Raw genomic sequence first — 22,969 nt, 5'->3', positions numbered from 1 at the left:
CGGGCCGGTAGGGCAGACGATCATGGGGAGCGAAGAGTGGCGGCGATCGGAATCGGCCCTTCATCGCAGGTCGCGACGGTGGTCGCCTGCCGCGCACCGCACTGCGGGCGCGCTGCGGCAGGTACGGGCGGTTTCCGGGCGGACCCTCCCAGTACCGAACCAACCGAGAGACGGATCATGGAACGGATCGTCACACCGTACGGGCGGCACTCCACCGCCGCGGAGGTCATCGACGGGATCGACCTGTCCGGACGCCGAGCCATCGTCACCGGAGGCGTCTCGGGCATCGGTCTGGAGACGGCGCGGGCACTGGCCAGCGCGGGCGCGCAGGTGACGGTGACCGCCCGGGACGACAACGCCCGCCAGGCAGTGGCCGACATCGTCGGGTCGACCGGAAACCCCGAGGTACGGGTCGCCCGCCTCGAACTGACCGATGTCTCGTCCATCCGGACCTTCGTCGACGAGTGGGAGGGACCGCTGCACATCCTGGTCAACAACGCCGGTGTGATGGCACTGCCCGAGCTGCGCCGGACCGCGCAGGGCTGGGAGGAGCAGTTCGCCGTCAACCACCTGGGCCACCATCTGCTCGCCGTCGGGCTGCGTGACGCTCTGGCCCGGGCCGAAGGCGCCCGGATCGTGTCGGTCAGTTCGAGTGCCCACCACCTCTCCCCCGTCGTTTTCACCGACATCCACTACCTCTCCCGCCCGTATCACCCCCAACTGGCGTACGGGCAGGCGAAGACCGCCGTGGCGCTCTTCGCCGTGGGTGCGGCCAGTCGCTGGGCCGGGCTGGGGATAACGGCCAACGCCCTCAACCCGGGGGCGATCGCCACCGGCCTGCAGCAGTACATCGGCGGTGACCTCGGAGTTCCCGCCGATCTACAGAAGAGCCCCCAGCAGGGAGCGGCCACCTCCGTCATGCTCGCCACCTCACCGCTGCTGTCCCAGGTGACCGGCCGCTACTTCAACGACTGTGCGGAGGCCACGCCGGTCACCGTCCAGCCCACGGACGAAGCGGAGCTCGCCTCGTCCGTCGCCCACTACGCGATCGACCCGGAGCAGGCAGATCGACTGTGGCGGTTGTGCGACCGGATGGTCAGCTGACCCACGGGCCGGCATCGCGGTCGCCCCGGTGGGCGAGCCGCCGGAGGCGGCCGCCGTCCAGCATCGCCTGGACCGCGTCCGCCAGTTGATCACCGTCGCGCAGCGGCACCGGAAAGCACAGCCGGATGTCGGAGTCATGGTCGGGATGTTCCAGCCGGAGCACGATGCCGAACCGGTCCAGCGCCAGCGGACGGATCTGGCGTACCCCGTGGAGCCGGCCCGGCGGTACCAGCCTGGACAGCCGCGCGACCGTCTCGGGATGGTGGTCGTTGAGGTGGCAGAGCAGCTCGGCTTCACTGTCGGCCAGCGGATCCGGGCGGGCGACGGCGAACGCCGCCGGATCGATCGACGCGGTGGTACCGGCGGTGACCAGTTCGGCCGTTGCCAGCTCCAGTACGGCCGGCAGCTCCGCATCGGCGTCGGCGACGCCGTCGGCGACGGTCAACCAGCCGGTGAGAGTCGCCCGGGCCCGGACCCGGTCACGCACCCGGACGGGCGCCAGATCGGTCACCTCGACCAGTGCCACCAGCTCGCCCGACTGCCGCAGGTGCCGGGCGAGGCAGCTCACCGCGGGCAACTCGACGATCAACCGCCCGGACGGCAGGCGGTGCCGGCCGACCAGGTCCGCCCGGTGTCCGGGCGTGTGCAGGCTCAGCGACTTCGCCGCGACGAGCAGCGAGCGCAGGCGTTCGGCCGGGGAGCCGGCCAGTACGGGAGCGAGCTGGTTGCCAGACATGAACGCCTCCAGTTAGGTTAGCCTCACCTTACACATCAAGAGGTGATGGATGAACCAGGCACGCCCGAAGGTCAGGCGCTCCCGCGCCCTCGGCATCCCCCTCACGCCCAAGTGCGTGCGCTACTTCGAAAACCGCCCCTTCCCGCCGGGGCAACACGGCCGGGCTCGGCGCAAGGAGAGCGACTACAAGGTCCGGCTGCTGGAGAAGCAGCGACTCAAAGCGCAGTACGACCTGCGCGAGGGGCAGTTGCGACGCGCGTTCGACCGCGCGGTGCACCGACCCGGCAAGACCGGTGAAGAACTCCTGATCGACCTGGAGACCCGGCTCGACGCACTGGTCCTGCGGGCCGGCTTCGCCCGCACCATCTACCAGGCCCGCCAGACGGTCACCCACCAGCACGTCACGGTCAACGGCCGGCGCGTCGACCGACCATCGGCCCGGCTGCGGCCCGGCGACACCATCGTGATCGCCGAACGCAGCCGCCACAAGGCGCCGTTCCTCGCCGCCGCCGCCGGCGCACACGCCCCGGCACGCCCCGCGCCGTACCTCGACGTCAACCTGTCGGGCCTGACCGCCCACCTCAACCGGCTGCCCGCCCGCGCCGAGATACCTGTCATCTGCGACGAGCAACTGATCGTCGAGTACTACTCGCGCTGACCGGCCGGAGCCACCGGACCGGCACGACCCCGTCGACCGGTCCGCCCCGACCTGCGGCTGCCCGCCGGACCGCCGCCGGCGGCGAAGACGCCCGACGGGGATGGCACCGACCGGCGCCATCCCCGTCGCGACTGCTGCTACCTGGCCGTGCAGGTCAGGGTCGGCGCGGTGTTCGTGCCGCTCCAGGAACCGTTGAACCCGAAGCTGGTGCTGCCGTTGGCGCTCAACGCGCCGTTGTGACTGGCGTTCGCGGCGGTGACCGACGACCCGTTCGAGGTTATCGACGCGTTCCACGAACTGGTGATGCTCTGGCTGTTGGGCCAGGTCCAGCTCACCGTCCAGCCGGAGATCGCGGCGTTGCCGGCCCGCACCGTGACCTGGGCGCCGAAGCCACCGGCCCACTCGTTCGTCTTCGCGTACGTCGCGGTGCAGGCACCGTTGCCGGCCGGCGGCGGGGTGGTCGGGGGCGGGGTGGTCGGCGGCGGGGTGGTCGGGTTGCCGCCACCGCCGAAGATCACGTCACTGCACAGGTAGTACGGCTGGTCGAGGTGGCTCGCCTGCCAGATCGTGTAGACGACGTGCCGCCCGGTGCGGTTGCCCGCGTTCACCTGGGCCTCGTACAGCCCGGTGGTCGGGTAGCTGCCGGTGCGCAGCACCAGGTCCAGGCTGCCCCAGGTGAGCGGCTGGGTGGTCGGGTCGAAGCCCTGCTTGGTGATGTAGATCAGCAGGTAGTCGGCACCGTGCCGGGCCCCGTCGGTCAGCGTCAGCGTGAAGTTGTTCGGCATCGGCTTGGCGACCCATGCGCCGACCGCGTCCAGCGAGGCGTACAGCCCGCCCTGGGTGCGGCCGCCGCTGCAGAGCTGCCCGTCCGGGACGGCGGCCTGGTGGTTGCCGCCGACGTTCTCCCGGAACAGGCCGTTCCAGTTCCACATCGTGTTGGGGTTCGCCTGCCAGGCCTGGGCACACATCGGGTCGGTCTGTGCCATGTTGGGGTTGAGGTGGTCGTCACCCCAGCGCTCCCAGCATCCGTAGTTCCGCGACGGCGGGTTGGTGACCGACCCGTGCGCCGAGGCCGGGCTGGCCTGGTTGACGACGACCATCGTGAGCCCGGTGACGAGGACGGCGACCGCGGCGAATATCAGATGGCGGGCTGTTCGTGAGGCTTTCATCAGTGCTCCAGCATTCCGCCGACGCCTGTGTCGCTCGACGGGATGCCCTGGCCCACGAGGAAACACGCGCCGACCAACATGAAGAATCTCGGAAGCGCAGACAAGACGGAGGTGCTGTCTGCGCTGGCTCGGTGGCTCGGTGGCTCGCGCGATGATCCTACAAGGTACATCCAGGGATGTGAATCTCTTCTTGGAGTTCACCAAGGCGTGGGTGCACTGAACGCGCGGGCTTGCCCGATCAACTGGGGTGTGTGTGCAATATATTGCATGCCCGTCCCCGAGAACGCGCCGGCGATCGACCGACGCCTGCTACGCGACGACGTCTATCACCGCCTCCGGGACGTCATCGTCGACGGCAGCCTCGCGCCCGGCGAGCAGCTGCGCGACGTGGAGCTGGCGGCCTGGCTCGGCGTCAGCCGCACCCCCGTCCGAGAGGCGTTGTTGCGGCTGGCCGAGGCCGGTCTGGTGGTGGCCCGGCCGGGGCGCTCCACGACGGTGAGCTCGCTGAACCTGCGTGACGTGCGCGACGCCCGCGACGTGGTCGCGGCAATGCACGAGCTGGCCGTACGGGAGGCGGTGGGAAGCCTCAGTCACGCCGACCTTGAGGCGATGCAGGAGGCGAACCGCCGGTTCGGTGCCGCGATAGGGCAGGGCGACGTCGAGGCCGCGTTGCGCGCCGACGACGAGCTGCACGCCATCCCGGTGACCGTGGCCGCGAACCGGGCGCTGGCCGCAGTCCTCGAACAGTTCACCCCGGTGCTGCGGCGAGCCGAACGGCTGCGCTTCTCCTCGCTGGCCGGACGCGCCTCGCTGGCCCGGCACGACGAGCTGATCCGGCTCTGCGCCGCCGGGGACGCGGACCGGGCGGCAGCGGTCGCCTTCGACACCTGGCGCACCCTACCGACCGCCGAGGAGTGATCGTGGCCCTCTCCGACTTCCCACGCCACCGGCTGACCTTCGGGCCGAGCCCGGTCCACCCGCTGCCGCGACTGACCGCCCACCTCGGCGGCGCCTCGATCTGGGCCAAGCGGGAGGATTGCAACGCGGGACTCGCCTACGGCGGCAACAAGACCCGCAAGCTGGAGTACCTCGTCCCGGACATACTGGCGCAGGGCGCCGACACGCTGGTGTCGATCGGCGGATACCAGTCCAACCACACGCGCCAGGTCGCCGCCGTCGCCGCCTCGCTGGGCCTGAAGGCGGTGCTGGTGCAGGAGAACTGGGTCGACTGGCCCGACAGCGTCAGCGACCGGGTCGGCAACATCCTGCTGAGCCGGATCATGGGCGCCGAGGTCCGGCTCGACCCGGCCGGATTCGGCATCGGGTTCAAGGACTCGTGGATCCGCGCCATCGAGGACGTGCGGAAACGTGCCGGTACGCCGTACCCGATTCCGGCGGGCGCCTCCGACCACCGGCTGGGCGGGCTCGGATTCGCGAACTGGGCGTACGAGGTCGAGCAGCAGGAACGCGAACTGGGCGTCTTCTTCGACACCGTCGTGGTCTGCTCGGTCACGGGCTCGACCCAGGCTGGCATGATCGCCGGGTTCGCCGCCCTGGAGGAGGCCGGTGGCCGGCAACGCCGGGTTATCGGGATCGACGCCAGCGCGAAGATCGAGGAGACCCGCGCCCAGGTCACCCGGATCGCCACAGCCACGGCCGAACTGATCGGCGTCGCCCGGCCGCTACGCGACGACGAGATCACAGTCCTGGCCGGATGGGCCGGCGACCGGTACGGGATCCCGGTGGAGTCGACCCTGGAGGCGATCCTGCTGACCGGCCGCCTCGAGGGCATGATCATCGACCCCGTCTACGAGGGCAAGTCGATGGCCGGTTTGATCGACCTCGTCACCAGCGGCGAAATCCCGGAGCAGGCCACCGTCCTCTATGCCCACCTGGGCGGCCAGCCTGCGCTGAACGCCTACAGCGGCCTGTTCACCCACACCCGCCCGCCGACCGCCTGACGTCGCCACAGCACCCCAGCCGAAGGGCGGACGTCGATCGGGCAGGTCTCCGGCGGCTGGCGCCCGGTGGGACCTACCCGAACAGGCCCTCGGGCGGGAGTAGGCGTCCCTGTTTGACGTGCGAGTAGTCGCGGGCTTCGGCGACCAGGCCCGTTTCGTCGAAGCGCAGCAGGGTGCAGCCGGAAATGGTGAGTGGCTCGCCGTCCGGATAGGTCACCGCCCAGTACTCCACGGACGCCAGATCGCCGTCGACCCGCGGTTCACCGAACCAGACCTCGGCCGGCCGGGTCTCCTCGTCGAAGCACTCCTGGACGTAGCTGCGTAGTCCGGCACGGCCACGGTAGGGACGGAACATCGACGCCCAGTGTTCGCCGTCCTCGGCCTGTAGACCGACGATCCCGTCGACATCCTTCGCCGGCCAGCCCTGGGCCCAGACGGTCGCCCACCGTTTGGCGGCGTCGCGCACGTTCATGGTCGGTCCCCTCCCGTGAGAACTGCTGCGCCGGTTTGTAGCACGCGCGTACGACCATTCCGAGCTGGATCCACCGTCCCCACTGCTCCCGGCCGAGCCAGGCCGCGCCGGCGCACCGCGCGAGGGTCAGCCGCCTCGTCACGCCGCCCGTCCCGCCGGAACTCGTACTGCCGCTGGAGTGCTCCGTACTCCTCGGACCGGTACCGCGACGTCGCACCGTGACGCTCCAGCAGGCTCGGCGAGCGCCCCGCCGAGGAAACGGCGAACCTCGCCGTCCGAGAAGAGCCCGACCAGCCCGGCCAGATCTTCCGGAGCGGGCCGGCGGAGAACCACCCGACCGGCGTCGAGCGGTACGGGCAGCCAGGCGACCGTCCAACCAGGATCGCACTGCCGCTGTTGCCCGATGAGGGCGCCTGCCGAGCGCGCGGAGCCGATCGACATCCGGCCGGTACGCGGACCGAACGTCATTCGATGTAGCCTCGTAGCCTGGATCGTGCCCCGACCCCGGACCACCCCAATAGGTGTCCCCGACTGTCCTGCCGCGTTCCCCCATCGCCCAGGTACGGAGAGGATTTGCCGATGATGAAACGCGCCGTTACGTTCACCAAGCACCACACGCCCAACTCACTGCGTGTAGTGGCGCGACGAGTGATGTCTGAGACCCACAACACCAGACTGCGAATCTCGGTTCCGGTAGAGTCGCGAAGCGAATTTGGAAACATCTACCACTGCACGATCCGCAAGACGGCGAGCCAGTGGGTCAAAGCTTTGTTCAGCGATCCCGTCGTCTACCGCTATTCCGGACTACTCCCCTACGATCCGCGCCCCTACAAGTGGCGTTACCCGGAGGCCCTGCCGCCCAACCGCGTGGTCTCGTCCCTCTTCATCTCCTACAAAGGCTTCATGAACCTTCCCAAGCCCGACCCCTATCGGGCGTTCTTCGTCCTCCGCGACCCGCGCGACATCGTCGTTTCGGGTTACTTCTCCTATCGGAGTTCGCACACCGCCATGGGCGACGTTTTGCAGGTGCGGAAAGTGTTGCAGGAGAAGCCGTTCAAGGAGGGCCTGCTTCATGTGATCGATCATCTCGCCGCGAAGGGCACCTTCCGGTCGCTTCGGTCGTGGGCGACCGCTCCGAAGACGGAAGCCATCGGCCTGTTCCGGTACGAGGACTTGACCGGGGAACAGCAGCTGGAGGAAGTGGGTCGGCTGATGCGCCACTGCGGGATTCCCATCCCGCCGTCCGAGCTCGCCGCCCTGGTGTCCCGATACAGCTTCTCGACCATGCGGCGTCGCGTCGAGGCACCCGGGTCGGTTTCCCACTATCGCAAGGGAAAGTCCGGCGATTGGCGTAATCACTTCGACGACGACGTCTACGAGGCCTTCGCCGCGGAGGTGGGTGACCTCGTCGAAGTTCTCGGGTACCCCCCGTACGATCCGTCTCCAGGCGCGCGGCTCGGCCAGGACTCCTGACTGTTCGGCTCAGGCGATGTCGACGGGTGGGTTCGCTACCGGCTGAGTTCGACACGGAGAGGGGTAGCCCGTGCTCCCGGAGAGGGCGGCGTCATTCCTGCGGAACGTGATCCGCGAGATGTTCGAGGCTCAGTCCGATCGCACGGGCCCTCGGGCGTTCGACGGCGTCTTCGAGTGGCAATTCATGATCGGCTGGGACGACGGCGAGCAACTGACCCGCCTCGTCGTGACGGCGTCCCAGTCGGTCTGGTCCGACAGCTTCGGGGCCAAAGTGCGCCCGGTGGTCTTCGTCGCGGTTGGCAGTGACGCACAACCGCACCCGCCGCATGGCAGACGCCCGACGGTTCCCCGCTTCGAGGACCGGCCGGCGGACGTCGATGGTGTCCCCGTGGAGGAGCTGCCCGCCACTCCGGCCGGTGGTTGGGCCAGGGCCCTGATCGGGCGCTTGGGCGGTGCGGGTGCCCGTCAGTGGGAGCACGGATGGATCAGCTTCACCGTGACCCTGCCCGACGAGCCGCCCTGGGTACCCGAGACGCCCCGGGGCCGCGGCGGTCGTCCGAGCACACCGCACCCGGGTGGCGGGACCTGACCGGCGGCTGTCGTGCCCGCTGCCGCTCAGGAAGCGGCGGGGCGGCCGGGCGCGCGGCACCCGCTCGGTCGGCTCGGTCCGGCGTACCGGGCCCGGCTGGGTCACCCCCGCTCGGCGAACCCGGCGGCCTCCGGCCGGCGTACGATCCGGGCCGGCGGGCGCAGCAGGTGCCGGTGCGGCAGCGCCTCCGGCGGATACCCGGTCACCTCGACGGGTAGCTTCCGTTGCAGGATCGCGCGGTGCAGGGCGGCCAGTTCGGCGCCCGGCTCGATCCCGTACCCGGTGATCAGCGCGACCCGGGCCCTCCGGTACGCGTCGAGCGCCCCCGCCAGGTCTCCGCTGCGGTAGCAGGCCACCATGAGCTGTCCCCAGGCCCGCTCCCGATGCGGATGGTCGCCGAGAAACTCGTGCAGCATCGCCTGGGCCGCTTCGTACTCCCCGCGCTTGACCAGCACGTCCGCGTACTCCTCCACATCGACGGTGAGCCGCACCCGGGACGGCGGGACGAGCTGCCATCCGGAGCCGTCACGTATCAGGTCGGCGCGGTCGGCCAGCCATGCCCGCAACCCGGACAGGTAGCTGCGCAGGTTGGCCGGGGCCGACCGGGGCGCCTCCGGTCCCCACAGTTCGGCCGCCATACTGCTGCGCGACACGGCGCCGCCGTCGAGCAGCATCAGGACGAGGATCCGGCACCGGTTGCCGACCGGCGCCGCGACCGGCTCCCCGTCCTGACGGATGTCCAACGGCCCCAACGGTCCGACCGCGAGTTCCATCGCGACCGCTCCCTCCCCCGCTTGCCGCGGAGCACCGTCTACTCAGGATCACATGGCCGCGGTGGAGGAAGCGTGGAAGGAACGTGGAGAGCCCCCCCCGGGTAACATCAACATCTTCCACTGCCGTGCTGCGAAACCGTCGAAGTGCGAGGTCGGAATGCTGATGGTTTCGGTGCTGGGGCCGGTGCAGGTGCTCCGCGCCGGCGTCCCGGTCCGATTGGGCCCGCGACAGGTCGAGGTGCTGTCGATCCTGCTGGTCAACCGGGGTACGTGCGTGCCGGCCAGCCGGATGGTGGAACTGCTCTGGGGCGATGCGGTCCCGCCCGGCGGCCCCGCCACGCTGCGCAGTCACGTGTCGCACCTGCGCCGGGCGCTGCAACCGGACTCCCCCGGCGCCGCCGACCTCATCAGTGGCGCCGGTAACCCCTCCGGCCGGGGATACCGGCTGGAGCTGGCTCCGGAACAGATCGACGCACACCGGTTCGAGCAGGAGTACGCGCGGGCCCGCCGCCTGCTGCAGACGCTCGACGCCGAGGAGACGGGCCAGGCCGTCGCCGTATTGCACGACGCCCTGGGACTCTGGCGTGGACCGGCCTTCGCCGACGTGGCCGACCGCCCGTTCGCACTGAACGAGACGGCCCGGCTCACCGCGCTGCACCGCTCGGCCCGGCTCGCCCATGCCGAGGCGCTCGCCTCGCTCGGCCGGTACAGCGAGGTGATCATCGCGCTCGCCGGTGTGGTGGCCGAGGAGCCGTACGACGAGGGGCTGCGCCGGCTCCTCGCCGTCGCCCTCTATGCCGAGCAACGGGTGGACGAGGCCGCCCAGCTCTGCCGGGCCGGCCAGGTCCTGCTGCGCCAGCGCGGCATCGACGCCCCCGACCTCCAGGAGTTGCAGCGCCGGATCCTGCGTCGCGACGTCCCGCTGCACGGCCCGCCGCCCCGAGCGACCGGCGCCGTCACGGCCGGGCCGGGCGAAGCCGTCGCCGGACCCATGCCCGCCGCCACCACCCGCCCTCCGACCGACCCAACCCAACCCGCGACCAGCACCGCCAGCTCCACCGCCACAAGCGCCACCGCCACCCCCACCGCCACCGCCAACGGCACCGCCACCCCCACCGCCAACGGCACCCCCACCGCCACCGCCAACGGCACCGCCACCGCCAACGGCACCGGCACCGGCACCGGCACCGGCACCGGCACCGGCGAGCCGATCCCCGCCGGGCCGGTCGCGCCGCACCTGCTGCCGCCGGATCCGGCACGCTTTGTCGGCCGCGCGGCGGAGTTGGCCGACATCCGGCGGCGGCTCGACGACCTGGCCGACCGGGCCGAGACGATGGTGATCACCGGGCCGCCGGGGGTGGGCAAGTCCAGCCTGGCGATCCGGGCCGGGCACGCGGTGGCGGACCGGTTTCCCGACGGCCAGCTGTACGTCAACCTGCGCGGTTTCGACCAGACCGGCCCGGCGCTCGGCCCCGGTGAGGCGATCCGGGGTTTCCTCGACGCGCTCGGGATACCCCAGCAGCAGTACCCCGTCACCGAGGCGGCCCAGGCCGGCCTGTACCGGGCGAGGCTGGCCGGCCGGCGGGTGCTGGTGGTGCTGGACAACGCCCGCGACGCCGACCAGGTACGCCCGCTACTGGTCGGATCGCCGGGCTGCGCCGTACTCGTCACCAGCCGCAACCAGCTCGCCGACCTGGTCACCACCGAGGGAGCGCATCCGCTCGGCCTGGATCTGCTCTCCGAGACGGAGGCCCGGCAGTTGCTGGCCCGCCGCCTCGGCGACGAGAGGGTGGCCGACGAACCGGAGGCGGTGGCGGAAATCGTCAGCCGGTGCAGCCGGCTCCCGCTGGCACTGGCGATCGTCGCCGCCCGGGCGGCCGGCAACCCGCGCTTCCCGCTCGAATCGTTCGCCGACGAGCTACGCCAGGCCGACCATGGCCTGGACGGGTTCCGCGCTGCCACCCCGGCCACCAACATCCGTACCGTCTTCTCCTGGTCCTACCACACCCTCAGCCCGGCGGCGGCTCGACTGTTCCGGCTGCTCGCCCTGCCGCCCGGCCCCAGCATCACCGTGCCAGCGGCGGCCAGCCTCGCCGCCGAGCCGGCCGACCGGCTCCGCCCGGTCCTCACCGAGCTGGCCGCCGCGCACCTGGTCGCCGAGGTGTCACCCGGCCGGTACGCCTGGCACGATCTGTTGCGGGCGTACGCCATCGAGCTGGCCAGCGAGGACCCGGAGCACGAACGACAGGCCGCCGAACGCCGACTGCTCGACCACTACCTGCACACGGCCCGCGCCGCCGACCGGCTGATCTGGCCGCAGCGGGACCCGATCGCCGTCGCGCCGCCCCGCGCCGGGGTGGTCCCCGAGCAGCTCACCGACCAGCACTCGGCGCTGGCCTGGTTCGCCGCCGAGCACGCCGTACTGCTGGACGTGGTCGCGCGGGCGGTCGACACCGGATTCGACGCGCCCGCCTGGCAACTCGCCTGGACCCTGGTGAACTTCTTCGACCACCGGGGGCACTGGGACGACTGGTTGGCCAGCGTCGGGCGGGTGCTGCCGGCGCTCGACCGCCTCGGTGACCGGTCCGCCCAGGCGCACGCCCACCGCCTCCTCGGTGCCGCGTACGTGCGGTTGCAGCGCCACGACGACGCGCGGGTGGCGTACCGGCGCGCGCTGGATCTCTTCGGCGAACTCGGTGACACGGTCGGCGAGGCGTTCACCCACCGCAGCCTGGGCTGGCTGGCCGAACGGCAGGGCGACCCGGCCGGCGCGCTTCGCAGCGATCTGCGGGCGTTGCAGCTCTTCCAGCAGGTGGGGCACCTGGATGGCCAGGCCAGCGCGCTCAACTCGGTCGGCTGGTGCCAGGCGTTGCTCGGCCGGTACGAGGAGGCGATCGAGCACTGCGAACAGGCCCTCCTGCTGCACCGGAAGAACGGCAACCGGGGCGGCGAGGCCAGCGCCCTGGACAGCCTCGGCTACGCCCACCACCTGCTCGGCGACCACGTTTCGGCGATCGGCTACCTGCGGCAGGCGGTCGAGCTGTGCCGGGAACTCGGACAGTGGACCCAGGAGGCGGAATCCCTGCATCGCCTCGGCGACGCGCAGTACGCCGCCGCGGCCGTACCCGATGCCCGCCTGGCCTGGCGGGCGGCGCTGGCCATCCTCGACCGGCTGGGCCGCCCCGAGGCCGAGACGGTCCGCGGCAAGCTCGACCGTGGCAGCCGCGGGGCCGGTCTGCCGACGGGCCACCCGTAGTCCCCGCCGTCCTGACGTACCCGTGGCTTCCGGTCCCGGCGTCGAGCAGGGGCGGCGGGGGGTTGGTCAGCCTGGTTGGACGGAGAGGCCGTGCCGGAACACGTCCTGGGGATCCCAGCGCGCCTTCGCCCGTTGCAGCCGGGGATAGTTGGCCCCGTAGTACAGCGAGTGCCACGGCACGCCGGAGGTGTTCCAGGCCGGGTCGGCGAGGTCGACGTCCGGATAGTTGATGTAGGAGCCGTCGTTGACGTCACCCGGCACCGGCACTCCGCCGGTGTCCGCGTACACGTCGCGGTAGAACTCGCGGATCCACGCGAGGTGCCGGGCATCCTCGGCCGGATCGGCCCAGCCCGCGAGGTAGAACAGCTTGATCACCGAGTCGCGCTGCGCGGTGGCGGTCGCCGCCGGCGGTACGGTGTTGATCTGCCCGCCGTAGGTGTTGAGACTCAGCGACCCGACCGGGTTGTCGTAGTCGGCCCGGGTCAGGTGATGGTATGCGGCGGCGATCTGCCGGTCGGTGAGCCCCCGGCGGAGGTAGCCCGCCTTGGTCTTGAGCCGCCACTGCTTGCCGTCGTCGCCGTTGCCCCTCAGCGCCGTGGCCAGCCACGGCAGGACCTCCTGGCTACGGACCGGCGCGACGCCGACCCCCGCGCCCAGCACGGCGACGTGCTCGTCCAGCAACCGGGCGCCGTCGGCGCCGCCGGCGACCTGGCCGATCAGCGTGTGGTTGCCGGCCGGCCGGCGGGACAGCAACAGTTCGCCGTACAGCCGGGCCTGCGGGGTGCCGGGAGTGCGGTGCCGCGTGCACCAGTCGCCGAAGTTGCGCACCAGTCTGGCGAATCCCCGCTCGTCCATGCCCTGCCACGGCCACTGGACCGTGAAGGTCAGCACGGATGCGGGCGGCCGGGGCAGCAGCCGGCTCGGGTCGTCGCCGGTCGCCCCGGGCGAGCGGAACCAGTACCGGGTGACGACTCCGAAGTTGCCGCCCCCGCCACCGGTGTGCGCCCACCACAGTTCCCGGTTGGGGTCGTCCCGGTCACGGGTGGCGACCACGGTACGGGCCGTACCCGACTGGTCCACCGTGACGACCTCGACGGCGTAGAGGTGGTCGACGACCAGGCCGTGCAGCCGGGACAGCGGCCCGTACCCGCCTCCGGCGACATGCCCACCGGCGCCTACTCCGGGGCACGAACCGCCGGGTAGGGTCACGCCCCAGCCGAGATAGAGGCGGCGATACACCTCGCCCAGGGTGGCGCCCGCCTCGACCGCGAACGCGGACCGCAGCGGGTCGTAGTAGACGCCGGTCATCCCGGACAGGTCAATGACCATCCGGACCTGTGGATTGTCGACGAAGTCCTCGAAGCAGTGCCCGCCGCTGCGTACCGCGATCCGCTGGCCGGCCCGCACTCCGGCCTGCACCGCGGCCCGGACCTGTTCGGTCGAGCCGACCACCCGGACCTGGTCGGGGGCGCCGACGAAGCGCCGGTTGCCCCGGCGGACCAGATCCGCGTAACGCGGATCGTCCGGGCCCACCGCGACCGGCCCCAGCGGTGGCGGGCAGCCGTCGGCCGGAGCGGCGACGGCGGGTGCCGGCCGGTGAACCTGCTGGGCGACCACTCCGATGGCGACCGCGGCGATCGCGGTGGCGCGGAGCAGATCTCTACGGCGGTGTTCGGCCATCTGGCGGGTGCTCCCGTTCTGGTGTTGGCGACGCCGCTCCACTGCGGTCGACGCCCCGGTGTTCGAGGTCGCCAACAACGCTAGGAGCGTTGGCGGGGCCGGGAAATCTTGCTGACCACCGCGTCCGTGAGGGGGCAGGCCCTACCCGGCCGGCGGTCGGCCACCGCTACCGGTGCCCGTCCGCGGCTTCGCCGGCCGCCCGGCATCCGTTGCCGAAACATTTTCGGCGAGGCCGCCCGGAACGATCCCTTCGGTGGCCCCGTAGGCCCCGCCATGGAGAGATCGCATGTTCCAGAGGATTTCCTCACATAGATCTTTGTCGAAGTGTTGCCGAAAAGGTTTTCGTCCGGCAGGGTGGGCGGTGAGACCAAGTGACCCTGCGGCCGGAATGCCGACGCCGCTCTCGCCGCCCGGACGACGCGATCGGTGACCGTCCTGCTTGGACCGTTTCGCTACCGGCGCCGGTCGACGGGGTCCCCGCGATGCCGGAGGGTCGGCTGCGCTGTGCGGCGCGCACGTTCCACCGCCCGCCTCCACCGGCTCCGGCCCTGGCCAACGGAAGGACGAGGAATGAAAACCGAACTGAAGCGGCCACCGACACGGTCGAGATGGCGTGGCTGGCGCGCCGGCATGGCGATGGGCGTGCTGGTCGCGACGGTCCTCACCGGGGCCACCGTCGCCCCGCCGGCCGCCTCCGCCGCCCCGCCGAACGGGACCGTACGGGTCTTCTGGCTCAAGCCCGCCGACGTGGCGTACGACCAGCGCTACCCGGACGGCATCGCGCACGTGATGCGCGAGGCGCAACGGTACTACCGGCAGGAGCTGGGCCGGACGTTCCGGCTGAACGACCCGGTCGTGGAGGTCGTCGACGGAGACCAGCTACGCACGTGGTACGAGAACACTCCGGCGTGCGGGGACAAGTACTGGTGGACCGTGTGCAACATGCAGGCCGAACTCAGGCGCAAGTTCGGCCTGGGCGCACCGGACAGCCGCTGGATCAACGTCGGCGAGATCAGCGCGGAGGGCGAGGGCGCCGGAGGCGGCGGCGGCAACGGCTGGGTCATCCTCAGCGGCCACGACGCGGACGGCGCGGCGGGCATCAACGGAAACATGAATCGCTGGTACGGCGGCATGGTGCACGAACTCGGCCACGCCCTGGGCCTGCCGGACTCCACCTACACCGACGGCACACCGATGTCGGCGTCCTTCTACAACTACCCGAACACCCACTTCAGCCAGGCGCAGAAGGACAGGATCCTCAACGGCCGGTACGGTTCCTTCCTCTCCTGAGGCTTCCTCTCCCGAACAGTGCCGTACCCACGGCTGACCCGGAGCCGACACACGCCGCGAGCCCGCCCCGGCCAGGTGCCGGCGGCGGGCTCGTCGTTGCCGGCGTCCCGCTTGACGCGGTGGTGCAGCACGAACAGCACCACTCGCCGAACGCGAACGGCTGGTGGTGGCCGATCCGGTGGCCGGTCAGGTCGACCTCGTCGGCCGGCCGGGCCAGCAACCCGTACACCTCGTCCGGGTCAGCCCGCGCCGCCACGGACCCCGCCCGGGTCGTACGGACCGGATCTCCGCCGAGGTCAACCTCGGATAGACCGCACCCGCCGCCGGACCACCATCCGATCCGGGTACGCCCACCAGCTCCCCAGGCGCACCACCGCCCCGCCCCGCCCTCCGGGCGGCTCCCGCAACCGACGACATCTGTGCGCTCCCGACGTTCCGAGCCCTGTCGACGGAACCTTTCTCGACCTCCCCTCGCGGTCTGTCGTGGCCACAGGTGGATCCGCGTCGCGTCCCAGCGGGTTATTGCTTGTGTGGTGACAGGTGGGCGCGTTCGCCTTGTGGGCCGAAGAGGGTGAGCAGTTCTGCGGGTTGGGTGTCGGCGCTGCCGATCCAGTGGGGTGTTCGGGTGTCGAATTCGGCGGCTTCGCCGGGGCCGAGGTGGAATTCCTGTTCGTCGAGCACGAACCGGACATGCCCGTTGAGGACGTAGAACCATTCGTACCCGTCGTGGGTCTGTAGGTTCATCGTGGGGGCTCGACCGGCGGGCGGATAGATCACCTTGTACGCCTGGATGCCCCCGGCCCGCCTGGTCAGGGGTACCACGGTCAACCCGGACCGGCGCACGGGCCGCAGGTGGATGCGGGGGTCGCCGGTGGGCGGTGCCGCGACCAGATCGTCGAGCGGGACGCCGTGCGCCCGGGCCAGCGGGAGTAGCTGCTCCAGGGTGGGGCGGAGTTTGCCGTTCTCGAGCCGCGACAGGGTGCTGGCCGTCAGACCGGTCTCGATGGCCAGGTCCGCCAACGTGGCGCCCCGCGCCCGGCGCAGCGCATGCAGCCGCGGCCCGACTCCGGCAAGCACGTCTTCTTCCGCTCTCCCCACGGAACCCATGATGCGGATCCGCAACTTTTCTTGCAACTCCGGAAGGCTGCGGCAACGCTGGTCGCGGAGGTGACAAGCCGATGGTCACAACAACCGGAATGTCGATGACCGGATCACAGTGGTTGCGCATCGTGCGAGCCGTCGAAGTATCCGCGTCCGGCCACTGGCTGCCCCCGGCGTTCGGCACCGCTCGACTGCTGGGCTTCCTCCCTGACGGAGGAACCTGGTGACCGCGCGCGAACCCGACCGGCAGCCGCAGACCGAAGCCGAGTCGTTCTGGGAGAAGCACTACCGCAGCCGGCGGACCTGGGGCGGACGCGCCAACCCCCTGCTCGTCGAGACCGCCGCACCACTACGCCCCGGCGCAGCCCTGGATCTGGGCTGCGGCGCCGGCGGCGACACCATATGGCTCGCCCAGCAGGGCTGGCAGGTCACCGCCGTGGACATCTCCCACACCGCCGTCGAACAGGTACGTGCCCGCGCCGACCAGCTCGGCATCGGCAGGTACGTCACCGCCGAACAGCACGAGCTGACCCGAAGCTTCCCGACCGGAACGTTCGACCTCATCTCCGCGCAGTACTTCCACACCCCCTTCCCGCTGGACCGCAGCCGGATACTGCGCACCGCCACACGTGCCCTGCGCCCCGGCGGTCTGTTCCTGATCGTCGACCACGGCTCCACCGCGCCCTGGTCGTGGAACCAAGACCCCCACGCTCACTACCCCACCCCCGGTGAGGTCGCCGCCGATCTCGATCTCGACCCCGAGCAGTGGCCCGTCCTGCGCGCCGACATGCCACGACGCCGGGCCACCGGCCCCGGCGGCCAGACCGCCACAGTCACCGACAACGTCCTGCTCATCCAACGCACCGGCGAATGAAACACCCACCGAAGCACACACCGGAGAAACTCGATGCCGACCGACCGACCGCACAGACGCAGGCCACGGGCGAAGGACACCGGCCCGCCATCGACCGGCGCCGACGAGAAGGCCACCCTGCTGGGATTCCTCAACTATCTGCGAAACGCGATCGTGGACAAGGTCGCCGACGTACCCGAACCACAGGTCCGCACCAGCGGCGTACCCTCCGGCACCAACCTCCTCGGGCTGATCAAGCATCTGACCTGCGTCGAGCGGTTCTATTTCCTCGCCGAACCGATCGGCAACCTGCCCCGCACCATGCAACCCACCCGCGACGAGACGGTCGACGGCCTGGTCGCCGAATACCGGAGAACCATCGGCCGCGCGAACAAGACCATCGAAACCTGCGCGGACCTGACGCTCCCTGCGCCCCGGCCTCCCGGTCGCGGACTCGCGCCGTCGATGCGGTGGGTCCTGACACACATGATCGAAGAAACCGGGCGGCACGCCGGCCACGCCGACATCCTCCGCGAACAGCTCGACGGCTCCACCGGCCGCTGACCGCATACGCGATCCCGACCACACCCGGCTATCGCACGACCGTTGCCGCTGACCTCGGTACCGGCTCGGCCAGGGCCCTGGACGTCACCTGAAGAGACTGACGGCCTCGGCGCCGCTGGCGGCGACGATACCGCCACCGATGTATTCGGGACGTTCCTTCAGCGGCAACTCCCAGGCCTTCTTCCCGGACGCTATGTCGTATCCGACCGTGAGATACGGTGATTGCGGTTTGTCTTCGATATAGGTGTAGACGAGCCGTAAGCCGTCCGACTCGATCCAATACGGCTCCACCGCGGTGTTCCTCGTCATGTCGATCGGCGACGACATGGGTCCGCCGGTAATGCAGTTGTACACGCGGACGAATTGCGCGCCGGTCGGCTCCGGAAGGCCCGTGGAGTCACGAGGCGTGTCCGGGTCGGCGATCTCCACGATGAGGTGTTCGCCCACCGTCGCGATCTGCGTCGACAACTCCGGCCCGGATATCCGCCACAGCAGGTGTCCGGTCTTTGGATTTGCTCCGGCGAGCGTATGCTCGTCCGGGTAGTGCGGAGCCCTCTCGCCGAGCCGGGCGAGCAGTGGCAGCGGCGAGATCGGCGCATAGCGGTTCTGGTAACGCGCCGGCTCCCAGCCCGCCACGGACGACTGCTTCTCCCCGTCCAGATCGTAGATGTCCGTACCGGTCCAGTCCTGATTCTGGATCGCGATGCCACCCCGAAAGACGTTCCAGCTCAGATCGCGTCTCTCGCTGACCCGAGTGGACCGAAGCACCTCACGGCCATCCGTCGTGCTGACGAACACGACCTCGTCGGCGTCGTAGGCGGTGTCGACCAGTATTCTCTGACTGGCCGCCACGTACATGTCGTCGTGCCCCTCGCGTGTCCAGACCTGGTCGCCTTCGGTGGTGTATCCGACGGCAAACCCGCCCTTCTGGTCGAGCCCTCCCGTCGTGGCGACGAAGCGATCGCCGGCTACCTCTATCGAATGCAGCTCCTTGTTGGGCACCTTCACGGTTTTCAGGATCTTGCCGCTACCGGTGTCGAGGATGAAGACCGTGGAGTCCGACCCGCTGCCGGCGGGCGCCACACACCCGATCCGGTTCTCCCGGACAGCACACGACGCGGCGGCGTCATGCAGATCGATGTAGGGCCAGCGTTGCGCACCCGTACGCATGTCGAGGCCGAGCAGGTACGTGCCGAACTGGAGCATGACGATGGCGGAGTCGCCGCCGACGACGTTGGTGTTGCCACCCCTGATCGGGGTCGTCCACACCGGCTTCGGCGGGCGGAACCCCAGATCAAGGAGTTCGTCGCGCAACGACACGCGGAAGATCGACGGGATCTCCTGTGGATACAGGGTGTCGTCCCATGCCACCAGGTCCTTCGGGCCGGTCAGCCTGGTGACGACAAACACCCCCGCCACCACCAGGACAACGCAAGCCACCAGCGCCGCGGCGATGATTGCCCACCGGGTACGTCCCGGAGAACTCGGCGGGACCGGCTGACCCGGTTGGTAGGCGGGCACGGGTGGGGGCGCGGCCGGCACCGGTTCGGCCGGTCGTTGTCGCGTGGTCACCGCGGGGGCGGGAATGCTGGTGGCGAGGCTCGCCGAGAGTGCGTTGGCGAACTCGCCGCAGGACGAGTAGCGATATTGCGGGTCTTTCGCCATGGCCCGCCCGATGACCGCGTCGACCCCGGGAGCCAGGTGCGGATGAAACTGTCGAACGGACGGCACCGGCTGTCCCAGATGTGCGGCGATGACGGCCACCGGATTGGCGTTCTCGTACGGATCGTGACCGGTGAGCAGGCGGAACACCGTACACGCCAGGGAGTACTGGTCAGAGCGCCCGTCGAGGTGGCCGCCCTGAAGCTGCTCGGGAGAGGAGTAGCGCACCGTATCCAGCGTCACCCCGGCGCCCGCCGGGCTCGCCTCGTCATGCGCCAACCGCGAGATACCGAAATCGGTCAGCGCGACCTGCCCCTGGGAGCTGGTCAGCATATTGGCGGGTTTGACGTCCCGATGGAGCACACCGCAACCGTGGGCGTAGTCCAGCGCGCCGGCCACCGCCACGGCGGCGTGGCTGACCTGCGCGGCGGGAAGTCCCGCAGGTGAACTGCGGAGTGTCTCCGCCAGCGACGGGCCGTCGACGAGATCCATCGCGAGCCACAGTCGCCCGTCGAACTCACCACGGTCGTGGACTGCCACGATGTTCGGATGCCGCAGTCGGGCGACCGCGTCCACCGTCTGCTCGAACCGCTGCCGGTAACCGGACCCACCATCGCGGTCCGCAGCCAGAACCTTGAGCGCATCGCTGCGCGACAGCCGTGGGTGCCGCGCCGCGTACACCTCGCCCGTGCCACCTGACCCGATGAGCCGCTCGACGGAGTACCCGGCGAAGACCGACCCCTGTTCCAGCGTCACAGACCCTCCCTCCGGGGGAACCGCTCGCCCGAGCGTCCCGACGGTAACCCACGACCTCGCCCGGCAGAGTGAGCCTCCGTACTCTGCTGGCTGCCGGGTGTGCCAACCCGACGGCCGACACGCGCCACCGCAAGATCACCCTCACCCACCCTGACCGTACCGGATCCGGGCATGGGCCTTGTCGATGGCCTTCTGCCGGTAGGGCGGCTTCGGAGCAGGCTGCGAGCGGTTCGGAATGGGTACGGCTATCGAACGCCCAGGGTCTCCGCGATCGCGGACGCGATCTGCTCTGCGTCCAGCTTCTCCGAGTCGAAGGTCTGGCCGGCGGGAATCGTCGGCAGCCACTCTCGGAAGCGGCGGTGTGCGCGGTGGTGGAACCCCGGCTCGCGCGACAGCCCCCGTGCTGGATCGGCCTGTGCGCGCGCGAAGGTCACGGATACCGCAGCGTCGATGACGACCCAGAGCACGGCCGCACCGTCCGGGAGTGTGCGGGTGAGCGCCGCCTTTTCCTGGTCGGTGTGGAATGGTCCGACCGCGACGACGTACTCGACGTTCGAGCGCATCCACTGGCCGACGAGCGCACCGTGTGCCTCGTGGGCCGCGAACCACAGGTCGGCCCGGCCCGCCCCGGGCGGGCCGACCATCGCCGCGACGTCATCGACGTCGGCGACCACGACGGTGCGGCCACGCCCGGTCAGGTGTTCGGTGAGCCTGTCCGCGACGGTGTTCTTGCCCGCCGCGATCGGGCCGGTGAGGATCACGAGTTGGGGCACGGCCCCGATCCTATGGCGGCGACCCTGTCGCCGCCTCGGCTATCGGCCCGGACGGCGTGACCTGGGTCAGCGCTGCATCAGGGCGACGTAACCCCGTCCTCAAGTGACGGTGCCGGCGTACGAGTCATCATCGCCTCTCATTGGCACTGGCTCGACAGGCCGAAAAGACCACCACATTGGTTGAGGTCTTTCGTCGTCCGATGTGCGACATCGCCAACGCTCGATAGCCGGCAGGATGCTGTCACCGGGACCGGCAAGGCTGCCCCGCAGACTCTCCGCCCGGATTTACGCGGCGCCGAGCAGGAATTTGGAGGCACATGAGCCTTCTCGCCGAGGTCGCTGCGGTCATACGCGCTGGCGTGGCCGACCTGAACGCGGTCGTCGCCACGCTGTACGTCGCCCGGACAAAGCTGGACCAAGCCCGTCGACGCCTGGTAACCGCCTCGGAGGGTGCCACCGATAGCCAGCTTCCGTACGCGGGGGCGAAGTTGGCCCAGGCGGCGGGACGGGCCGATGAGAGCGCGACGTTGATTTTGCGCGGCGCCGAGGCGCTGGCTCGCTACTCCACCGACGCCATGGGCTTTCCACTGGCCTCCGACGGCTCGGCATCCGGGGCGGGGGCCTTTGACAACCCGGCCCCACCGGCCGGGGCGGCGGCTCCCCGCTGGGTGGCGAGCATGGCCGAGGCTCTGCTCCCGCTGCTGCCCAGCGGCAGCAAGACCGCTGGCATTCTCGCGACGGCCGATGGCAAGACCCGAAGCAAGCCCATCTGGAGTGGAGTCCAGGGTCCTGGCGCCAATGCTCCTGGCCTACGGCGGGACGACAAGACCAATCAATGGCACCGGCTCAAGTCGGCGGTCGAGCACGTCGAGGGGCACGTCGCCGCGATCATGCGGCGCGGTACCGGCCCCAAGGACGCTGTCCTGGTTGTCTCGCAGCCGCCCTGCCCAGGCCCGTACGGCTGCGCCACGATCCTGCCGGCCTTGTTGCCGGCCGGCTCGCGTCTCGCGGTCTACGTTGTCGGTACGGACGGCAGGACGAGGTACTGGAAGACCTACACCGGTACCGGGGAGGCGACGATCAGATGACCACCTATGAGGTGACCTGGCTCGGCACCGGCCACGCCCTGGTGGAGACCCCGGACGAGGTCGAGGCGCTGTTGATCTCACTGCACGAAGCCGGGCAGCCGGTGGTGGTCGACGTGTTCCGGTATCGGGACGAGAGCCCGGCCGGCGGCGCTCAGGTCGGCGTCGGGCATCCCGAGCGATCGTTCGTGCTGTACTTCGGCCAGCCCGAAGGCGGGTACGCCGTCGAGCCCGGAATTCCCGCCTGGGACGGCGATATCGAGTTCAGCTACGGCGGTCAGGCCACCGACTACCACCCGGCCGAAACAAAGATCACCCCAGCACGGGCATTCAAGGTGGTGTGCGAACTCGTCGGCACGGACGAGCGACCGACGAGCGTGAACTGGGACGAGCAGGCCACGGAGCCGGATGCCGAGTCGGTTACGGCCGACGATCCCTGGACCTGACCAGCGGCGCAGCCGCGCAGTGGAATCAGACGTGGCCGGCCGCACCTCGACCACATGCCGCGACCGGGCAGTGACCTAGGTGTATTTGCCGCTAATGAGGGAGCAAGATGACCGAGCCGTACCGTGACGAGCTCGCCCAGCAGCCGCTGGCGCGCGCCGTCCTCGCGAAGCTCGCCGCGACAAGGAATGCTGAGGACCCCGTCGGCTCCTTCGCCCGTGCCGTGCTCAACGGCGACGCGGGCATGCGTGCCGCAGCCGCCCACTCCTGGCACGGCCAGACGCTCGGCCCGGCATTCGATCAAGCACTCAAGACGCTTCGCGAGCTGCCCGCCGACGAGCGGGACGCCATCGAGCGCCAGGCCCCCAACGGATACGCGACCTCGGAGACGCGGATATCGTCGACGAGGCGATCCCAGGCAACGGCACCGAAGAGGATCAGTGAGCACTTGGAACCGGTGGCGGCTCGCCATCCCCCTGATCGGTTTCTCCGCGCTCTTCTCTGCTGCCTCGCTGACCGGGACGGTCGTCTGGTGGTCACTCAGCTCCCCGGGTGATCGGGCCGTCCGGA

Annotated in this window: 21 protein-coding genes; 13 read left to right on the top strand and 8 right to left on the bottom strand. The window is 70.3% G+C overall.

Annotated features, from left to right (window positions below):
• The first annotated feature begins 177 nt into the window (after window positions 1–177).
• Window positions 178–1,104 carry an SDR family NAD(P)-dependent oxidoreductase gene (locus tag AAH979_RS23135; RefSeq protein ID WP_346260212.1) on the top strand — a complete coding sequence of 309 codons (927 nt, stop codon included), beginning with the start codon at window positions 178–180 and terminating at the stop codon, window positions 1,102–1,104.
• Here AAH979_RS23135 and AAH979_RS23130 read toward each other — a convergent pair.
• Window positions 1,097–1,840 (bottom strand): DUF2470 domain-containing protein, encoded by a 744-nt coding sequence (locus AAH979_RS23130; protein ID WP_346260211.1) that lies wholly within the window; start codon window positions 1,838–1,840, stop codon window positions 1,097–1,099. The genes AAH979_RS23135 and AAH979_RS23130 overlap by 8 nt on opposite strands.
• A gap of 49 nt (window positions 1,841–1,889) precedes the next feature.
• Here AAH979_RS23130 and rpsD point away from each other — a divergent pair, with 49 nt between their 5' ends.
• The gene (rpsD, locus tag AAH979_RS23125) at window positions 1,890–2,498 is read left to right on the top strand and encodes a 30S ribosomal protein S4 (protein WP_346260210.1); all 609 of its coding nucleotides are present in this window, start codon (window positions 1,890–1,892) and stop codon (window positions 2,496–2,498) included.
• Between the two features lie 137 nt (window positions 2,499–2,635).
• On the opposite strand, the gene AAH979_RS23120 is transcribed toward rpsD, so the two are convergent.
• A complete protein-coding gene (locus AAH979_RS23120) occupies window positions 2,636–3,667 on the bottom strand; it encodes a lytic polysaccharide monooxygenase (RefSeq protein ID WP_346260209.1) in 1,032 nt (343 codons plus the stop codon).
• Window positions 3,668–3,934: 267 nt separating this feature from the next.
• Here AAH979_RS23120 and AAH979_RS23115 point away from each other — a divergent pair, with 267 nt between their 5' ends.
• Entirely contained in the window at window positions 3,935–4,585 is a 651-nt protein-coding gene (locus AAH979_RS23115; RefSeq protein ID WP_346260208.1) for a GntR family transcriptional regulator, read from the top strand.
• Between the two features lie 2 nt (window positions 4,586–4,587).
• Window positions 4,588–5,628 carry a 1-aminocyclopropane-1-carboxylate deaminase gene (locus tag AAH979_RS23110; RefSeq protein WP_346260207.1) on the top strand — a complete coding sequence of 347 codons (1,041 nt, stop codon included), beginning with the start codon at window positions 4,588–4,590 and terminating at the stop codon, window positions 5,626–5,628.
• Window positions 5,629–5,701: 73 nt separating this feature from the next.
• On the opposite strand, the gene AAH979_RS23105 is transcribed toward AAH979_RS23110, so the two are convergent.
• The gene (locus AAH979_RS23105; RefSeq protein WP_346260206.1) at window positions 5,702–6,100 is read right to left on the bottom strand and encodes a nuclear transport factor 2 family protein; all 399 of its coding nucleotides are present in this window, start codon (window positions 6,098–6,100) and stop codon (window positions 5,702–5,704) included.
• Window positions 6,101–6,679: 579 nt separating this feature from the next.
• Between AAH979_RS23105 and AAH979_RS23100 the strand changes: the two genes are divergently transcribed.
• Window positions 6,680–7,573, top strand: coding sequence for a sulfotransferase domain-containing protein (locus AAH979_RS23100; protein ID WP_346260205.1), 894 nt, complete (start codon window positions 6,680–6,682; stop codon window positions 7,571–7,573).
• Between the two features lie 70 nt (window positions 7,574–7,643).
• The gene (locus AAH979_RS23095) at window positions 7,644–8,162 is read left to right on the top strand and encodes a hypothetical protein (RefSeq protein WP_346260204.1); all 519 of its coding nucleotides are present in this window, start codon (window positions 7,644–7,646) and stop codon (window positions 8,160–8,162) included.
• A 101-nt stretch (window positions 8,163–8,263) separates the two neighbouring features.
• On the opposite strand, the gene AAH979_RS23090 is transcribed toward AAH979_RS23095, so the two are convergent.
• Window positions 8,264–8,935, bottom strand: a complete 672-nt coding sequence (locus AAH979_RS23090) for a BTAD domain-containing putative transcriptional regulator (RefSeq protein ID WP_346260203.1) — start codon at window positions 8,933–8,935, stop codon at window positions 8,264–8,266.
• Between the two features lie 157 nt (window positions 8,936–9,092).
• Between AAH979_RS23090 and AAH979_RS23085 the strand changes: the two genes are divergently transcribed.
• The gene (locus AAH979_RS23085) at window positions 9,093–12,191 is read left to right on the top strand and encodes a tetratricopeptide repeat protein (RefSeq protein ID WP_346260202.1); all 3,099 of its coding nucleotides are present in this window, start codon (window positions 9,093–9,095) and stop codon (window positions 12,189–12,191) included.
• 66 nt (window positions 12,192–12,257) lie between these two features.
• Here AAH979_RS23085 and AAH979_RS23080 read toward each other — a convergent pair whose 3' ends face one another.
• Window positions 12,258–13,871, bottom strand: coding sequence for an FAD-binding protein (locus tag AAH979_RS23080; RefSeq protein ID WP_346260201.1), 1,614 nt, complete (start codon window positions 13,869–13,871; stop codon window positions 12,258–12,260).
• Window positions 13,872–14,441: 570 nt separating this feature from the next.
• Here AAH979_RS23080 and AAH979_RS23075 point away from each other — a divergent pair.
• Complete coding sequence (locus AAH979_RS23075; protein ID WP_346260200.1) at window positions 14,442–15,161, top strand: hypothetical protein; 720 nt, start codon at window positions 14,442–14,444, stop codon at window positions 15,159–15,161.
• 519 nt (window positions 15,162–15,680) lie between these two features.
• On the opposite strand, the gene AAH979_RS23070 is transcribed toward AAH979_RS23075, so the two are convergent.
• Window positions 15,681–16,259, bottom strand: a complete 579-nt coding sequence (locus AAH979_RS23070; RefSeq protein ID WP_346260198.1) for an XRE family transcriptional regulator — start codon at window positions 16,257–16,259, stop codon at window positions 15,681–15,683.
• Between the two features lie 226 nt (window positions 16,260–16,485).
• On the opposite strand from AAH979_RS23070, the gene AAH979_RS23065 reads away from it, so the two are divergent.
• The gene (locus AAH979_RS23065; protein WP_346260197.1) at window positions 16,486–17,136 is read left to right on the top strand and encodes a class I SAM-dependent methyltransferase; all 651 of its coding nucleotides are present in this window, start codon (window positions 16,486–16,488) and stop codon (window positions 17,134–17,136) included.
• Window positions 17,137–17,169: 33 nt separating this feature from the next.
• Window positions 17,170–17,679: a DinB family protein gene (locus AAH979_RS23060; protein WP_346260196.1), complete on the top strand. Its 510-nt coding sequence runs from the start codon at window positions 17,170–17,172 to the stop codon at window positions 17,677–17,679.
• An 84-nt stretch (window positions 17,680–17,763) separates the two neighbouring features.
• Here the strand turns inward: AAH979_RS23060 and AAH979_RS23055 are convergent, their stop codons facing one another.
• Together AAH979_RS23055 and AAH979_RS23050 are read right to left on the bottom strand one after the other, a co-directional pair.
• Complete coding sequence (locus AAH979_RS23055; RefSeq protein ID WP_346260195.1) at window positions 17,764–20,097, bottom strand: serine/threonine-protein kinase; 2,334 nt, start codon at window positions 20,095–20,097, stop codon at window positions 17,764–17,766.
• 245 nt (window positions 20,098–20,342) lie between these two features.
• Complete coding sequence (locus AAH979_RS23050) at window positions 20,343–20,870, bottom strand: adenylyl-sulfate kinase (RefSeq protein ID WP_346260194.1); 528 nt, start codon at window positions 20,868–20,870, stop codon at window positions 20,343–20,345.
• Between the two features lie 317 nt (window positions 20,871–21,187).
• Here AAH979_RS23050 and AAH979_RS23045 point away from each other — a divergent pair, with 317 nt between their 5' ends.
• From AAH979_RS23045 to AAH979_RS23035, 3 genes are all read left to right on the top strand, one after another.
• Complete coding sequence (locus AAH979_RS23045) at window positions 21,188–21,958, top strand: DddA-like double-stranded DNA deaminase toxin (RefSeq protein WP_346260193.1); 771 nt, start codon at window positions 21,188–21,190, stop codon at window positions 21,956–21,958.
• Entirely contained in the window at window positions 21,955–22,401 is a 447-nt protein-coding gene (locus tag AAH979_RS23040; RefSeq protein ID WP_346260192.1) for an Imm1 family immunity protein, read from the top strand. The genes AAH979_RS23045 and AAH979_RS23040 overlap by 4 nt, the downstream gene beginning before the upstream one ends.
• Before the next feature lie 107 nt (window positions 22,402–22,508).
• Window positions 22,509–22,955 (top strand): hypothetical protein, encoded by a 447-nt coding sequence (locus AAH979_RS23035; RefSeq protein ID WP_346260191.1) that lies wholly within the window; start codon window positions 22,509–22,511, stop codon window positions 22,953–22,955.
• Window positions 22,956–22,969 lie beyond the last annotated feature (14 nt).

The organism is Plantactinospora sp. ZYX-F-223, from assembly GCF_039649625.1.
GTDB lineage: Bacteria > Actinomycetota > Actinomycetes > Mycobacteriales > Micromonosporaceae > Plantactinospora.
The sequence above is the reverse complement of the archived record's forward strand: the minus strand, read 5'-3'. Positions and strand labels throughout refer to the sequence as shown.